This window comes from Bradyrhizobium sp. CB3481, assembly GCF_029714305.1.
In the GTDB taxonomy this organism is placed as follows: domain Bacteria; phylum Pseudomonadota; class Alphaproteobacteria; order Rhizobiales; family Xanthobacteraceae; genus Bradyrhizobium.
In genome coordinates, this window is the sequence record NZ_CP121647.1 from 5651657 (window position 1) to 5667257 (window position 15601).

General features: G+C 57.7%; 11 protein-coding genes and 4 pseudogenes. 8 read left to right on the forward strand and 7 right to left on the reverse strand.

The genetic code is table 11. The features are described 5' to 3' along the window. The first annotated feature begins 191 nt into the window (after positions 1 to 191). Complete coding sequence (locus tag QA643_RS27540; RefSeq protein WP_283028881.1) at positions 192 to 401, forward strand: hypothetical protein; 210 nt, start codon at positions 192 to 194, stop codon at positions 399 to 401. 488 nt (positions 402 to 889) lie between these two features. Here the strand turns inward: QA643_RS27540 and QA643_RS27545 are convergent. Then, positions 890 to 1243 (reverse strand): annotated as a pseudogene (locus QA643_RS27545) (transposase); the annotation flags it as partial. Positions 1244 to 1317: 74 nt separating this feature from the next. Between QA643_RS27545 and QA643_RS27550 the strand changes: the two are divergent. Continuing rightward, positions 1318 to 2670 (forward strand): annotated as a pseudogene (locus QA643_RS27550) (IS1182 family transposase); the annotation flags it as partial. 143 nt (positions 2671 to 2813) lie between these two features. Here QA643_RS27550 and QA643_RS27555 read toward each other — a convergent pair. Next, positions 2814 to 3599 (reverse strand): annotated as a pseudogene (locus QA643_RS27555) (IS256 family transposase); the annotation flags it as partial. 549 nt (positions 3600 to 4148) lie between these two features. Further along, on the reverse strand, positions 4149 to 5582 hold the full coding sequence (locus tag QA643_RS27560; RefSeq protein WP_283028882.1) for a DUF1521 domain-containing protein: 1434 nt from the start codon (positions 5580 to 5582) through the stop codon (positions 4149 to 4151). A gap of 976 nt (positions 5583 to 6558) precedes the next feature. Here QA643_RS27560 and QA643_RS27565 point away from each other — a divergent pair. The 6 genes from QA643_RS27565 (at position 6559) to QA643_RS27590 (ending at position 11834) form a co-directional block, all read left to right on the forward strand. After that, positions 6559 to 6846: a hypothetical protein gene (locus QA643_RS27565; protein WP_283028883.1), complete on the forward strand. Its 288-nt coding sequence runs from the start codon at positions 6559 to 6561 to the stop codon at positions 6844 to 6846. Between the two features lie 53 nt (positions 6847 to 6899). Beyond that, on the forward strand, positions 6900 to 7106 hold the full coding sequence (locus tag QA643_RS27570; RefSeq protein WP_283028884.1) for a hypothetical protein: 207 nt from the start codon (positions 6900 to 6902) through the stop codon (positions 7104 to 7106). A gap of 123 nt (positions 7107 to 7229) precedes the next feature. Beyond that, positions 7230 to 8117 (forward strand): hypothetical protein, encoded by an 888-nt coding sequence (locus QA643_RS27575; protein ID WP_283028885.1) that lies wholly within the window; start codon positions 7230 to 7232, stop codon positions 8115 to 8117. A gap of 30 nt (positions 8118 to 8147) precedes the next feature. After that, positions 8148 to 8675: a hypothetical protein gene (locus QA643_RS27580; RefSeq protein ID WP_283028886.1), complete on the forward strand. Its 528-nt coding sequence runs from the start codon at positions 8148 to 8150 to the stop codon at positions 8673 to 8675. 441 nt (positions 8676 to 9116) lie between these two features. Beyond that, positions 9117 to 11234 carry a type III secretion system export apparatus subunit SctV gene (gene sctV / locus QA643_RS27585; RefSeq protein WP_283028887.1) on the forward strand — a complete coding sequence of 706 codons (2118 nt, stop codon included), beginning with the start codon at positions 9117 to 9119 and terminating at the stop codon, positions 11232 to 11234. Between the two features lie 33 nt (positions 11235 to 11267). Continuing rightward, positions 11268 to 11834, forward strand: coding sequence for a tetratricopeptide repeat protein (locus tag QA643_RS27590; RefSeq protein WP_283028888.1), 567 nt, complete (start codon positions 11268 to 11270; stop codon positions 11832 to 11834). Between the two features lie 111 nt (positions 11835 to 11945). Here QA643_RS27590 and QA643_RS27595 read toward each other — a convergent pair. From QA643_RS27595 to QA643_RS27610, 4 genes and pseudogenes are all read right to left on the reverse strand, one after another. Further along, a pseudogene (locus QA643_RS27595) lies at positions 11946 to 13188 on the reverse strand (HipA domain-containing protein). Then, the gene (locus tag QA643_RS27600; RefSeq protein ID WP_283028889.1) at positions 13185 to 13499 is read right to left on the reverse strand and encodes a helix-turn-helix transcriptional regulator; all 315 of its coding nucleotides are present in this window, start codon (positions 13497 to 13499) and stop codon (positions 13185 to 13187) included. The pseudogene QA643_RS27595 and the gene QA643_RS27600 overlap by 4 nt, the downstream one beginning before the upstream one ends. Positions 13500 to 14075: 576 nt before the next feature. After that, the gene (locus QA643_RS27605; RefSeq protein ID WP_283028890.1) at positions 14076 to 14276 is read right to left on the reverse strand and encodes a hypothetical protein; all 201 of its coding nucleotides are present in this window, start codon (positions 14274 to 14276) and stop codon (positions 14076 to 14078) included. Positions 14277 to 14927: 651 nt separating this feature from the next. After that, complete coding sequence (locus QA643_RS27610; protein WP_283028891.1) at positions 14928 to 15560, reverse strand: hypothetical protein; 633 nt, start codon at positions 15558 to 15560, stop codon at positions 14928 to 14930. Between the last annotated feature and the right edge of the window lie 41 nt (positions 15561 to 15601).

A 15601-nucleotide genomic window follows, 5' to 3' on the forward strand; every position in this document is an offset into this window, starting at 1 on the left:
CCTTGCCCGCCTGCACACTCTTCTCGACCAGCATTTAGCTTTTCTTCTGCAGACCACCGACGCCGCACCTGACGGAAGCATCGAGGCGGTCTCCAATGGCCCATCATCAAGCGCTCTGAGCCTCGTCAGCTTCTCGAAAGCTAACGTTGCTAGCATGAGAAGAGTGGATTATCTACAGGCCGGTTACGAACATGAACGCAGGTGCACCCGATATCGGAGCAACGGGAAGCAATAACGGGGCGAATTTTGACGGAACCGAGGGGGCCGATGACGCCAACTCGCAGGTCGCGCAACAGCGCAAAGCTTTCGAAACGGCGCTTGGCATGATCGCAATGCGAATTTTGAACGATGCGCAGGCCGATCTAGACTCTGTCATGGACGACACAGAAGAGGATGTTTGAATCGGGTCATTGAGTCGGGAACAACGAGCGGAAAACGGCATATCCAACAACGGTGAGACGAGAGGAAGGAGGGCGCTTGTCCGCAGCTGGAGAATCCGTAGCTCAATGGTGCGTGGTCGTTCAGATTAAGAGGGTCCTTACGGTTCTTGTCGCTCCTCCGGGCCAGGGAATGTCAGATATTTTGTGTAAGAGGCCTCTGTGAAGGTTGAATCGCAGTCGTTTCTTGCATCAGCCGGACATTGCCATCGATCTGATGGTGGCTAACAATGGCCGGGCAGCAAGCTCTGTCAAGGCCGCAGCCGCCGCAGGCGGGGGCCGCAGGTCCGCCTTTACAGAGCTTGCTGATCGGCCAAACTCGTGCCGCCGGATGAGACGGCTGATCGACACTTTGGTCATCGCGCTGATCCCGGAAAACGCGAGCCGAACTGAATGGCGAACTGACCCATGGCGGCAGTCCACTCGACGCCTCGCCGCCACCTCAATCCGGCGTTCTTGATGGCGAGATAAAGCAGCTTCAACGCCGCGTCGTCGTTGGGAAAGCTGCCGCGGGTCTTGATGATCTTGCGCAAGCTACGGTGCAGCGCCTCGACCGCGTTGGTGGTGTAGATCATCTTGCGGACGCCAGGAGCGAACGCGAAGAACGGCACGACCTGTTCCCAGGCGCGGCGCCAAGCCTGGCCGATCGCCGGATAGCGCTTGCCCCATTCGTCCTCGAACTCCTCGAGCCGGACCAGCGCCATGTCGGCATTCTCGGCCCGGTAGATTGCCTTGATGGCAGGCAGGATCGCCTTGCGATCCTTCCAGGCTACAAACGCCAGGCTGTTGCGGATCAGGTGCACGATGGGGTTGTTGAAGAAGTCTGCAGACGTTGATTCACTGGTCCCGCCGGTTCTCTTTGATTCGCGAGGTGGGCAGGATGCTCGGCCGGAAAGAGCGCGATCAGCTGGAGCTGTTCATCACTGGTTCGTTGCGACAGCTCGTTCCAGACGACCACATCCTCGCTCGTGTCGATCGCGTGTTGGACCTCTCGTGGCTACGTGACGATGTCACCGATCTCTACTGCACAGATATCGGACGCCCGGGGGATCGACCCCGAAGTGGCTGTTCGGCTCATGGTTGCCGGCTTTCTGCTGGGAATCATCCATGATCGACGGCTGCTACGCGAGGCGCAGGTCAATCTCGCGATCCGTTGGTTCGTCGGCTACGGTTTGCACGAGGTGCTACCCGACCACTCGTCGCTGACGCGCATTCGCCAGCGCTGGGGTGCCGAGCGCTTTCGCAACATCTTCAAACGCACCGTGACGGCGTGCATAGCAGCCAAGATTGTGGCCGGCGAGATCATCCATATCGATGCATCGCTGATCCGTGTATAGCGCGACAATCTGGGTGGGGAGCGCTTCCACCCAAATTGCCGCGCGGCATCCGTGCGAATGTGAGCTGGGACGCTTTGGCCGTACGCCATGTTGCCGACGTAGATGCGGCGAATCCATCCGAGTTCGGATGGGAAGACCGTCAGAGCGGCAAATACAAAAAGATCTGCACGACCGACCCCGATGCGACTATGGCGACGAACGGTCGTAACCGTCATCTCGAACTCTCCTATAAACAACATACGGCTGTCGATGATCTGAAGGGCGTCGTTGTCGACGTCGAGGTGACGACCGGCGAACAGAACGAAGGCATGGCCCTAGAAGCTCAGCTCGATGCCATCGCCTTGACAACCGGTGTCGCTATTAAGACGGCGACCATGGATGCAGGCTACGCCTATGCTAAGGTTTTTCGGGCGTTGGAGGACCGCCAGATCGATGCCGTTGTACCAGCCAAGGCCGAACGGCAACCTAGCAAGGTCATACCGACGCGGCGCTTTAGGCTCGATGCCAAGCACAACCTGGTGCGCTGTCCAACCGGCAAGATCCTGCGGCCCAAAGGCAAGCTGCAACGGGACTCTTTCCAACACTTCCATGCGAGTGGCAAAGACTGTTCGGCCTGTTCCCTGCGGCCGCATTGCGTGAGCCCCTCCCGCCACGCTCGTGTGGTCGTGTTCAATGTCAACCACCCGTCGTTACTGAGAGCGCTGCGCAAGAGGCTCAGATGGGGGGAGCATGAACGCCATCTCTATCGGCGTCATCGTTGGCGGGTCGAGGGCGTCCATGGCGAAGCCAAGACTTGGCACGGTCTCCGTCGCGCCATACGCCGTGGCAGAGACAACATGCGTATCCAGGCTTTCCTGACCGCCGCTGCTATCAATCTGAAGCGGTTGGCCGCAGCCGCTTTAGCCATTTTGCTCGTGTTCGCTCCTCACGCTAACGATCGGCCGTTTAAGGATCGCCTCGACCTGAGGCCTCCCAACGGCGCGACTGTCATCTTGCAAGAACGCGAGTCAATCGAAGATACGGGCTTCTTCAACGACCCCACGATGCAGGTCTGTACCACGGTCTGCGGATAGACCGAGGCGATTGCCTCGGGAAAGCCCTTGAGTCCATCGACCACCGCGATCAGGATATCGTTGACGCCGCGCGTCTTCAGGTCGTTGATGACCTTGAGCCAGAATTTGGCGCCTTCGGTCTGCTCGATCCACAGGCCCAGAACCTCCTTCTCGCCGTCCGGATTGAGCGCCAGCGCGACATAGACGGCCTTGTTCTTGACCATGCCTTCATCGCGAATCTTGACCCGCAGCGCGTCGAAAAACACCACCGGATAGACCGGGTCGAGCGGACGGGTTTGCCATTCCCGGACTTCGTCGAGAACCGCGTCGGTCACCCGGCTGATCAAATCCGGCGAGACCTCGGCCCCATAAAGTTCGGATAGATGCCCCTGGATCTCGCGCACCGTCATGCCGCGCGCGTAGAGGCTCAGGATTTTGTCGTCGAAGCCGTCGAAACGGGTCTGGCCCTTGGCGATCAATAGCGGCTCAAAGCTGCCGGCCCGGTCGCGTGGCACGGCTATGTCGATCTCGCCGTCCTCGGTCAGGATTGTCTTCGCGCTGGTCCCGTTACGGCTGTTGCCGCTGCCGCGGCCGGCCGGGTCCCCCTTCTCGTAGCCAAGATGATCGCTCAGCTCCGCACCAAGCGCCCGTTCAATCAGCGCCTTCTTCAGCTGCTTGAAAAGCCCGTCCGCACCTGTGAGATCTTCAGGCTTCTCATAGTTAGCAAGCAGTTGATCCAGTAGTTCAGGTGTAATCGTCGTGTCGATCGCCATGTGAGTCTCCTCGGTAAGGTAAACTCACAGAAACCTGCTTACACATTCTTTCTGACACCCTCCCGGGCCACTCCGGTCAGCCGTATCTCGGTAGCCCAGTCTGGCTCACATATGACCGAATTCGCCTCGCTTCACGCAATCGCGCATTTACAAACTTGGGTGTCTTATACGGGTAGAGACCGAACAGGGTCTTCCCATCCTCTCTTGACCGTAACACCATGGATCGCGCGTTCGTGCCGCGTGGTGTTCGCCGCCACGGCCCACCGGCCGCGAAAACGCGTCCCTCTTGTCAATCGACTTTACAACGGAACTTCTGGCAGAAGTCTAGTGCAACTCGATTTGAAGTTGGACCAGCTCTCGCTGTGGAGACGCCCCCACTCATCCAGTTGTGCCTTCGTTGCAGACCGGCAGAGATAGACAGCCAAATCATCGAAAACATGAGAGCGCCCATAATGCACGGATACCCTCAAGCGAGGCGCTCGTTGAGGAGCATGGGAAAGCGGGCGACAGCACCCGCTCCCGTTCTTGTGAACCGTGCTCAGGTCGGCCTCATGCGGCGGCCCGCTCATTGACGTCAATGCTCGCCTGGTTGACCTGTGATCCGGATCTATCGACCCACCCTTGACCTTGCTCATATATCGTCTGTGCACCATCCGACGTCAGCTGATCGAGGGTTCGGCCAGCATTCGACTGCGTCACCTTCAGATTGTTCGCACCGTCCTTCTTGTCACCGAGCCCCTCGACAACCATGGCGTTGTCGCCATTCGTGATGGTGAGCTTGGACGAAATGGTTTTGCCCTTGCCGTAGTCGACCGTATCCACAGTGATCTTCGTGCCATCATCGAGTTGCAGGGTCATGCCTTTTTTGAAATCAAAATCGTCCTTGCCGTCTCCATTAGCATCGACATGAGGATCGCCATGGATCTTCGTGACATGACCGGTTTCATTGTTGCGGGCAGCCCAGGTGCCGTCCTTCTCGTCCGCCGTGATTGTATACTTATCGCCAAGGTTTATCGTTGCCTCGCCGTCGTGGACCTCATGCGACCAGACCGGATTGGTTTTCGGTGGCGGGCTCTGGTTCACCGCAACTGGGGTCATCGACGCAGGCGGGGGAGGAGGAACGAAAACTGGAGTGTAGTAGTAGTAGTACGATGGAGTAGCGAGCGGCGGAGGAGTGTACTGGGACTGCGAGCCGTTGCCCGGCGCGCGCCCCTCTTCACCAGCATCGATACTCGCCTGGTCCACCTCGCGCCCGGCGCCGTCGACCCAACCCTGACCTTGCTCATAGATCGTTTGTGAACCATCGGGTGTCAGCTCATCGAGAGCGAGACCAGCGTTGGACTGCGTCACCTTCAGATTGTTGGCACCATCCTTGTCGTCACCGAGTCCCTCGACAACCATGGCGTTGCTGCCATTCGTGATGGTGAGCTTCGACGAAATGCTCTTGCCGTTGCCGTAATCGGCCGTATCGACGGTGATCTTCGTGCCATCGTCGAGTTGCAGGGTCATTCCTTTCTTGAAATCGAAGTCGTCCTTGCCGTCTCCATTAGCATCGACATGAGGATCGCCGTGGATCTTCGTGACATGGCCGGTCTGGTTCTCGCGGACAGTCCAGGTGCCGTCCTTCTCGTCCGCCGTGATTGTATACTTATCGCCGAGATTGATCGTGGCCTTGCCATCATGGACCTCATGTGTCCACACCGGATCAATTGAGGACGACGAGCTCTGTTTCTGGGCGACAGACGCGAACTGGGGAGGCGGCGGCGGGGCGAGAAGGGTCGGAGCAACGTAGGCCGGACTGAGTACGGCGGGAGCGACGACGGCCGGACTATTTACTGGCAGGTACTGGTAGGGCCCTACCGGGACGCCGGGCGCCCCAGCGTACTGCCCTAATACCACGTTGAACATTGGAACGGCGGGCGCGCGTTCAGGCACTGGCCCGACCGTCTGATTGAAACCGTCCACCACGGGAAGATACGGCATTTTCATTCACTCCTATTGCATTGATGGGAAGCGACAGACTGCGAGGACCACCTGCACAATCAACTGGGCACGTTGCGCCGAGGCCCTTAAAGCCAATCCCATGTCACGACGAGCAGCAGGCTTGTTGCATGTGACAACAGCCTTGATCGGCGGACCACTTCTCTTACCCCTTGGCCCATGGCAATTCGGGCCTCTCACGTCGAGCGTATCCCAGTCGCAGGAAGTGTATCCGGAGTACCTGTCGAAAAGCTGACGATAGGATAATCGCCCACCAGCACATCAGCTTACGTATGTGGCGTGAATGTTGGGAGCATGCTATCGCGACGAACCGCTCCTCATGATGGGCCTCGGAAAATCGGCCGAGCCTCTTGCGTGAATGCTCGAGGCGGTCTTTAGGTGCCTTGGCCGGCCTATTCGGAACAAACACCTCTTCGAGAGTAGTTTCGCTCGAATGTTGCGATGAGACCTGCCCGATTAATCCTGATCACGCCGGGCACTTGCACACGAACGCCACACCCTCGTCTATCCGCTTGATTGCTCGATGGCTAATAGGCGCTACACCGTCCGCTTGCGTATTTTGACCGACAAATATTGACATACGCCGCGGCGGCGAAATCTCAACGACAGTTGGGACGGCGTTACGACGCACTAGGCAATCGAGCTTGCAGCCAAGCTGCTCGGAGGCATGTTCGTTTGGGCTGACAGCTGGCGGAGCGCTCCAGCAACCACTCGCAGCACTTGACCTTTGCACTGCAACACCTGCGGTGTCGCGCGCGCCAAAATTGGTCAAAAATGGACGGAGAGTACGGAGTACCGACACATTCTCCGCGAGAGAACAATCGGGGTCACCTCGACTCACCCGCGGCGTTTGTGAGACTCGTCAGCTTCTCGAAAGGTAATCCTCCTATGATGAGAGCGCTGACCTCTAGGCGACGAGTCGTCTATTGAGCCTAGCAGATGAACACAGGAGAATGCGATGATTGGAGAAATGATCGGAAGCGCGGCTGGTGGATGGCTAGGTGGACCACCGGGAGCGGCGATTGGTGCCGCTGCCGGTGGGGTGCTCGACCACGCCTTCGAGACGGTTATTCACAAATTGCAACATGAGAAGGCTGATTCTGACAACGTCGCCAAGGACAATGGCCCTGCTGCAGGCAGCAACCCGCAATGCAAACACGGCAATGGCGAGTTGTCGCTCTCGAATGGCGCACCAGGCGCGCATGTCATGATTTCATTTCCTGCCGTCGTCGCGCCAGCTGGTTAGGCGTGAGGCAGGTGATCAGTAGCAGTAACTTCCAAACTGAAAGGTGACTCGAAATGGTTTTTCCCATTGGCGGTTCCCCCGCTGGACCTGAAGGCGCGGCGAATCCGCAAACCGGTGCTATAGGGGCTGGCGATTTCGCAGCGCAGCTCGCCGAGCTGGAGCGTGTCAGCAAAGAAGCTCAGGCCAACAGCATCGTGATGCGCAGAATTACGACCGAGCTCTCGTCCGAAAAGAAGGTTGCCGACGAGCGCGTTAGTTAGCGCTGCAAGAGAGGGCTCACGGCCGCTCTTTTGGCGTGCTGGACGCTCTCTAAAGACCGACGAACTCGGAGCCAGCCGTACGGCAATGCCGTACGGCTTCTCTCGTTGCTCAGGAGAATCTCCGTGAATGAACCAGCCTCCGTTCATTTCGAAGTGCTATCAGGGCAGTATTCTGGGCTGACCGGTGAAGCGCCCGTCGGAACGAGCCTTATCGGAAGCAGCCTCGATGCCGATATCGTCTTCGTCGAGCAGGGGCTCGAACCCAATCACTTCCGCCTCACCCCCTTGCACGATTCGATGGAGATCGAGGTCCTTGCAGCCGGAGTTAGCATAGAGGGAAACGGGGATATTGCCGTAGGCAAGCGGGTCGTTATTTCCCTTCCTGCCGTTGTTCATGCGGGCACAATGTCCATTCGCTGCACACAGGATTCGGCCAAGGGATCAATCGGCCTGTGGCGTGTCTCGATAAGGGCAGTCGCCTTAGTCTTGTTGAGCTCTGTCGGGATCGCGACGCTTGCAATCAGCTTCACCTTTGGCGGGAGTATCGGTGCACTGAGCCCCGATGCGCTTCCTAGCGCCGTACTTCCACCCAAGTTGACGCTCAACGGTCCTGATGATCGCCCCCTCCATGCAGCTGCCGAACTGCTGCAAGAGGAGCTTAATAAAGCGGGAATTCTCACTATCAAAATCAGTCCTGGGCCAGGTGTGGTCAGCGCCGAGGGCACCGTTACACCTGCGTTAGTCAGTAGATGGCAGGAGGTTCAGCAATGGTTCGATCAGCATACGAAAGGGTCGCTGACACTCGTAAACGGTGTGATTGTGAAGGAGGATAAGCTGCCCTCCTCAATTGCTGTCCAGGCGGTGTGGCGCGGAGCCGACCCCTATCTTCTTATTGGTGGCCAAAAGTACTTCGTGGGCGCGCTGTTGAATGATGGATGGACGGTCGATCGAATCGAGGCGAGACGCGTACTGCTCAGTCGGAATGGGCGGCTTGCTGCTCTCCCCTATTAGAGCTCCAGCGCCGCATGAAAGGAGAACGTCATGACCAAGCTGCCCCAGCATCCTGTCGGAGTTGGCACCTCTTCGCAAAGGCTCAACACCCACGACCATGAGCCAACGAACAAGCCGGCCCTCCCTCAAGTCCACAATTTAGAAATCGATGGCACTGATGGCGGTCGCGAGAAGTGGTACGGGTCGATTTGGCCTGATACCGAGACGCCTGATCTGCCAATCGAAGCCGCACTTGAGGTCAACGATGTCGATGCCGTCTCGCGTGTCAGTCTCAACGAGGGGCGCGTTCGAATAGCCGAGATCGACCCCCGCGCGGCACTCGCTTCATTTTATGGCCGCAATCTCGCAACCGGCCTGCTCTCCTTCGTGACACCACGCCTGCGTGATCCGGACGTGCTGCGAGCAGAGAAACATGGTGTTCTTCTGGAGCGCTTGGCCGATAGGCTATGGGCCGGACCGGAGGATCCGGTGGCGCGTGAGGGGATCGACGCCCTGCGGCAGGAGCTCCGGCGGCTCATCCTGCTCCGGCAGAACCAAAACAGTTTGATCAAGGGCTAGCATGGTCGACCCGGGCGGAGCGCAGTTCGCCAGTCCACCCCCGCCCGCCGATCTCTCCAAAACGGGCGATGTCTTGCCAATCTCCGGGCAGGAGCGCGATTTGGTCTGCGCAATATCCTTCGTCCACCTTGCGTGTGGACAGAGCGCACGAGCTCTCGCTCTGTTGCGGCTCATTGCCCATGACGATTCGCAAGACGTCGACCTGCTTCGCATCCTCACCTATGCTCTCATCTCGGCCGGCTTTGGCAATGAAGCACTTACGGTGCTAGATAGACTCGACACCCTTGATGACGACCCCTCTTCGCGTCTGCCTTTGACGCTTCTGCGCAGTCACGCACTACGACGGGCCGGCCGTATGGACGAGGCGCGGGCAGTCTTCCAATACTATGTGTCCATGCGTGGCAGGACAGCCCTAACGCAACAACAGTAAGAAGGGTCTCCATGGCAAACCTTCTTCGTAAGCTTATCGTGCGCGCGCCATTCCACCCGGATTTCATGGTCGCGTTCATGTTGATTCTGGCAATCGGAATGATGATCATGCCGATCCCTATCGTCATGATCGATATGCTAATCGGCTTCAATCTGGGTTTTGCCGTATTGTTGCTGATGGTTGCACTCTATCTCAGTACGCCACTGGATTTCTCGTCCTTGCCCGGTGTCATCCTGATCTCTACCGTCTTTCGTCTGGCGCTGACCATCGCGACAACGCGGCTGATCCTCGCTGAAGCAGACGCCGGCAGCATCATTCACACGTTCGGTGAGTTCGTGATCTCAGGGAACATCGCAGTCGGCGTAGTTATATTTCTGATCGTGACCATGGTGCAGTTCATGGTTCTCGCGAAGGGCGCCGAGCGCGTTGCTGAAGTCTCGGCACGATTCACTCTTGACGCTCTGCCGGGCAAGCAGATGGCTATCGACGCGGAACTACGCAACGGTCATATCGATCAGCACGAAGCACGCAGCCGGCGAGCCTCACTGGAGCGAGAAAGCCAACTTCATGGTGCGATGGATGGCGCTATGAAGTTCGTGAAAGGCGATGCCATTGCCGGACTCATAGTCATCTGCATCAACATGCTAGGAGGAATCAGCATCGGACTGCTCTCCAAGGGCATGTCCGTCGATGAGGCGTTGCATCAATATACGCTGCTCACCATCGGCGATGCGTTGATTTCTCAGATTCCGGCGCTCCTGCTGTCGGTTACGGCCGCAACCATCGTCACACGTGTAAATGGGTCCTCCAAGCTCAAGCTTGGTGGCGATATCATCAATCAACTCACGGCCAGTACCCAGGCATTGCGGCTGGCAGCCGGTGTCTTACTTCTCATGGGGCTTATACCTGGTTTCCCCTTGCCCCCGTTTCTGATGCTGGCCGCACTTTTTGCCGGGGCAAGCTATGTCAAAGGCGGTGTGCAAGGCGCGAACACGGGCTCCAAGGCGGGCACCAACGTCAGTGCTCCGATCCCAAATCCAGCGCAAGCTCAAAAGCAAACCATACCTGCGGAGGCGCTTCCGGTCGCGCTATTCTTTGCACCGAACCTGGTAAATGCGATTGACAGAGAGGAAGTTGAGCAGCACATCGCTCGCATTTCGGCACTGGTCGCAGCCGATCTTGGCATCACGATTCCCCGCATTCCAGTCCAGGTCGATCAACTTTTGGCCCAGTCCGAGTTCAGGCTTGATGTGGAAGGGGTACCGGTTGAACGGGATCGCGTCGACCCGACGCAGCTCGCGCTCACCGACGACCGAGCGAACATTGAATTGAGCGGCATACCGTATCGGCAGGATCCAAACACCAACCGGATCTGGATCGAACTGAGCCATGCACCGGCTCTCAAAGCGGCCGGCATCGGGCATCACCGTCCGAGCGAAATCATCGCCCTGCGCGTCAGTTCCGTACTGACGCGCTATGCGCAGCGCTTGGTGGGCATTCAAGAGACGCGACAATTGCTCGCCCGGATGGAGCAGGAATATGCTGATCTGGTGAAGGAAGTGCTACGCACGACTCCAGTTCCCCGGATCGCCGATGTCCTGCGTCGCCTTCTCGACGAGGGCATCCCGATTCGTAACACCCGACTGGTCTTGGAAGCGTTCGCCGAATGGAGCGAACGCGAGCAAAACGCTGTCCTGCTCACCGAACATGTCCGCTCCGGCCTAAGACGGCAAATCTGCTATCGCTATGCCAACGCTCACCGTGTTCTGCCCGCCTTCATCATCGAACGTGAAACTGAGGATGTGATTCGCAGTGCGGTGCGAGAGACCGCCGTCGGGCCGTACCTCGTGCTGGAGGACCGGCATAGCGAGATATTGCTGTCGCAACTGCGTCAGATTCATTCAGGCATCCCACCAGGTCAGAGCCAGCCCGTCATCCTGAGTTCGCTAGATATCCGGCGCTTTGTCCGCGGGTTTCTCACCCGCAACGGGATCGATCTTCCTGTTCTGTCCTATCAGGATCTCGCCTCCGATTTCACGGTCCAGCCGGTGGGGTCGCTCAAGCTTACAGGCCCCAAGGAAAAACCTCCGGCAGGAGAACAACGCAACCTGCTTGCCGCAGCCGGCTAACAGAGCACAGCAGTCGATCGTGAGATGGACGGCATGAATTCACCTGCAACAACATTCGCTGCTCGATTGTATGCGTTCCATCTGACCTCGGGGTTAACTCTCCTCGCTTTATTCGCCATTCTTGTGGTTGGAGGTTGCGCCAGCTTGGATCACCAAGCCATCTCAGTACAAGAGACGCCGCGGCGAGAGTTGCTGGGCGCCAAGGACATCGATCCTGCTATGCGCGAGCGCCTTGCGCACGCACTCCTCCGGGCTGCTGACGAGGAAAGTTTGCGCGAGGCTCTGAAGCAAAAGCCAGACAATGTAGATGCGGCAATCTCGCTTGCGCAGGCCCTTCTGGCACAGAAACGCGCGGGTGAGGCACTTGAGGTAGCCGACAAGATCTTGCTTATAGTTCCTGGTGATTTGCGTGCCCTGAACGCAAAAGGGGTGGTCCTCGACGCCGAGGGGCGTCATGACGAGGCACAAGCGTTATATCGGGAGGCTCTCGCAGCGGCCCCTGGCAATCAGATGTTGCGCAACAATCTCGGCCTATCGCTCGCCCTTGCTGGGAAAGCCGAGAGGGGGAATTCCAGCCTCCAACAGCTTTCGCGCGAATGACGTGCGCTGGCAGGACTAGCATAGGCTTACCTCGTGCAGTTTTCGCACACGTAGCAGCTTGCGCTCATGCTCTGGTGGGATCAGGTGATACGCTTGCAAGGCCTGCTTAGCCTAAGTATCAAGGATGGCTGCCATTTCTTCGACATGTGCATCGATTCGCTTGAGGACTTGCTCGGGCACGACATCGCGTTCTGGAAGAATCGACCACTTTTCACGCACGGTCGCCGCCGTCTCGGCGACGGCTGTCAGAACGGCCCCTTCCGGAAGACGGCTGCGGTTTGCGAAATTGCGCCAGCGTTCTGGAGTTAACGCCTTGAACGACTTTTCGCCGGCGAGGCTAAGGGCCAGCCCGTCTTTCGGGATGTAGGGAATTGTTGAAAGCACATCGTAGACTGGCGACAGCGTTGGTGTCCGACCGTCTCCAGGATAGAGCAGCGACCAATTCTTGAGATGCATATCGCCATTTCCGGTGATCGCGGTAAGTGCGAGACGCCGAACAAACTCGATTGCTGAATCGAAGGAGACGCCGCTGGTCAGCGCGGCGGCGATATTGTGATACGCCGCGCCGGTGTATTTCTCGGACGGATAGCGGCCGAAGACCTGCGCGAAATCCTCCATATGCACGCGCACGCCGTCAGCAATGCGGTCAAAGCGGCGGACAAGCAGCACCTTGCCCATGGACGTGGTCTTGAATTCTTCCGGAATGCCGGCGAACTCTGTCTTGTCGACAAGTTCACGTGCCGGCACTTCCATCCCCAACGCCTCTGCCAAGGCTAGAATGGCGAATTCGTTTTCCGAGAGCCCGATATGCGTGAGGGAGGGAAATTTCGCGATATACTGCCCTTGCTCATCGTCGACGGCGAGCGAGATCCCCCCTTCCTTTCTGGTATTTTTCATAACGGAGAGCTTCATTTGGACGCCGGCGAGCGAAAAGCGCGCCTTCTTACCCTCGGCCTCTGGGTTGGCTGGAACGTGGATGTCGTCAGTTGGTACAGCGCGTACGGCCCCCCGGCAGGTTGGTCCCTAGCGCGGCCAAAAGATCGAAGTCGTTTCCAGGTCTTACCGACGCCGCGTGGTGCTTTTCCATCGCCTCGCGCAGCTTCTCTTCGGGCAGCAGGTTCGCAAAGAACGGCGGCAGCGCGCCGCGGATCGGTTTGGGATCCCTGCGGAGGCTGCCATCCGCTGAGCGAAGTGATAGACTGAAGATCGGCGGGTTATTCAGGGTCCGGTAAGCGGGCGAAAGGTTGAATGCGTTATAGTCACCCGGCGTTCGGACGAGGGTGCCGATGGCAAGGCCATTCAATGAGATATCAAGGGATTGAATACGTTCAGCTGCGAGGACAGCGCGATTCATGATCCTTCCTCCTCTTGGGCGTCTGACGTGAACGCGGGACGATCATCATCCTCGGCAGCGGGTTGCAGCATCGACTGAATGGCGGGCACCATCGCCTGCGGGATCAACATCATTTCCATGCCGAGGGCGCGGGCGACGTTAACGAGTGTGGTTGCACGGGCGGCGGCGGTGCCTGTTTCAATGTCGCGATAGCGGGGTCTGCTAATGTTCGCCCGATGGGCGATCTGCTCCTGGGACAGTCCGGCGGCTAGGCGTGCTTTTCGAAAGTGCAGACCGAGCTCCTTGAGCAGCGGATCAGGGGCGGAGGTCATGATATGTACTCAGATCATTGTTCGTTTATACGATACGTAAACAGATCATCGCCTCAGGCCGAGAAGAATCGTAGTCAGCTCGTTTTTATAAAAAATGATACGTAAACGTATCCATGCCGTCGGAATTTAGAAAGGTGGCTTGGGTAGTACTACCCGAGCTCGGATCTCGGATAGCGCTTTCGCGCCAGCGCGCCGGTATTCCTGCCGAGGCATGAGTCGGCTGGAACATGGGCAGCTGCTGCATGAAGGGTCCAAAAAGGTCGCATATCCAAGCTGGGCGGAGGCGGCGAAATGCGTTTCGCAGTGACCTAATCGTGCCAGAGCCCGACTTGTCCCCCCGCCGCGCGACAGGATTCGGCGTCATTCCGCCAAGCGCCACGCCAAACACGCGAGCGGGAGAGCCCTTCAGTCGCATGCCTCGCCACTTCTTCTACGCTAAGAATGGCCTCACGCGAGATCAAAGAGATCGGAGAGGAGTTAGCGCTACTGCGCGGGAGATCGAGAACGCCCGACGCTGAACGCAAGAATGCGCAGCAAAGTTTCCGCGGAAACTAAGGAAGGGCCAGAAGCTTACCGCTAACGCCACATGGTCGGAGTGCTGATCAATGCCGTCCTGCCAACCTGTTTGAGGGCATCGACGCACGTCTTTCCTCCAGTGGCGACTTCCAGTACTTTGGAGGCGACGTGTGTACGGGCGCCGGCCTCATGAAGCGAAACGTCCTTGCAAACTTCATTCAGAACCGCCTGCAGAAGTGCGGTGGATTCGGAGTCGAACATTCGGCGATCTCCCCCAACTCAATCGAAAAACGATAACGGAACACGCGTGTTCCGGGATTTAAGCACGTTACGCTCGGCCCAGAAATGCCCTTGCGATTCAGCTTCCTTTAGGACTGCAAAAAAAGATTATTCTCGAAGTTGTACTTGGGTGCCTCCCCCGGCGAATAACGCACAGCGCGAACGCGCGTCCCGGGTTAGCCCGTGAGCATATCGCAGTAGGGGCCGACCAGGGACCCACCCTATAGATATCGATCTACTCTCCGCTTCGCAAAACAGCTGAACGGCAGCGGACCAGCGACTTGCAGATCCAGTCCGCCGCATCACATTCGAAGGCCCCACTGCGCGGGCGCCGCGGAAGAAACGCGGTAATAGCCGTAATCGCCCGTCACGCTAAGTGCCGCTGCCGCGATCTCGTGCGCGACCTCGGCGGCAGGATCTTGAACTCGGCCAGCCGAAAAGGCTTCGCGCGTCGGCAAGCCCTGAGATTTGCGGTATTCGGTTTTCAGCTGATGTCTTGCAAAAGCGGCCTTGAGATTAGTTCGTAACTGGCCTTCGTACCTTCGCTTGATACCGTTGTATGCACGGTGGCGTAAACGCCGAAATGATTTCACTTTCGCTATAACTATACCCCCGGAAGGCGCCAATACTTAATCAAACGGCAGAGGCAATGGCGATTATAAATCTCACGAGTGGACCGAGTTCGATCTCACTTATGGCTGCACGTCCAAAAATGAGTTTGGCGACGTCTGTTCGGTTCTTAGGAGTTCGTAGATCTGCCGGTAGTCCAGCGACTGCTTCATCAAAAATTGCTCCCAAAACCGAGAGCTGTTCTGAATCGTATACGCAGCCGTGTTGCCCTATGACTCGCGCCACTCCATCCCCTGTGATCTCGCTGTCCGATAGCTCCTCGCGCTCCGGGAACCCAAGTCTTGCCGCTATCAACTCACTTGTAAATTCGCTGAGCGCTTGCGCCTCCTTAAGCGCGTTTCTGCCTTCGCAGATCAGTCTGATAACCTCTTCGACTTGCAGCTCGATGCAATGCTTGAGGTGCTGGATACGCGCCTTGCAGCGATGAGAATGCGTAGCAGGTTCTAGAGGCTGCGGTCCAGTGAAGTTCGGATGTGGGCCAGTTTTAACCTGGATTAAAAAGAAAAAATTGATGAGAGTCTGTAGAGGAACGGCGAGAAATCGAAGTGGGAGTGCATAAAAAGCGTTCCTCCAATACCCTCGTTTCAGGCGCTCTATTCGCCCTTGTTTTCTAGAATCGTACACTGTCATAGTCATGGCTACCTCATGCATTCTGGCATACGAATTTCGGAGTCGAT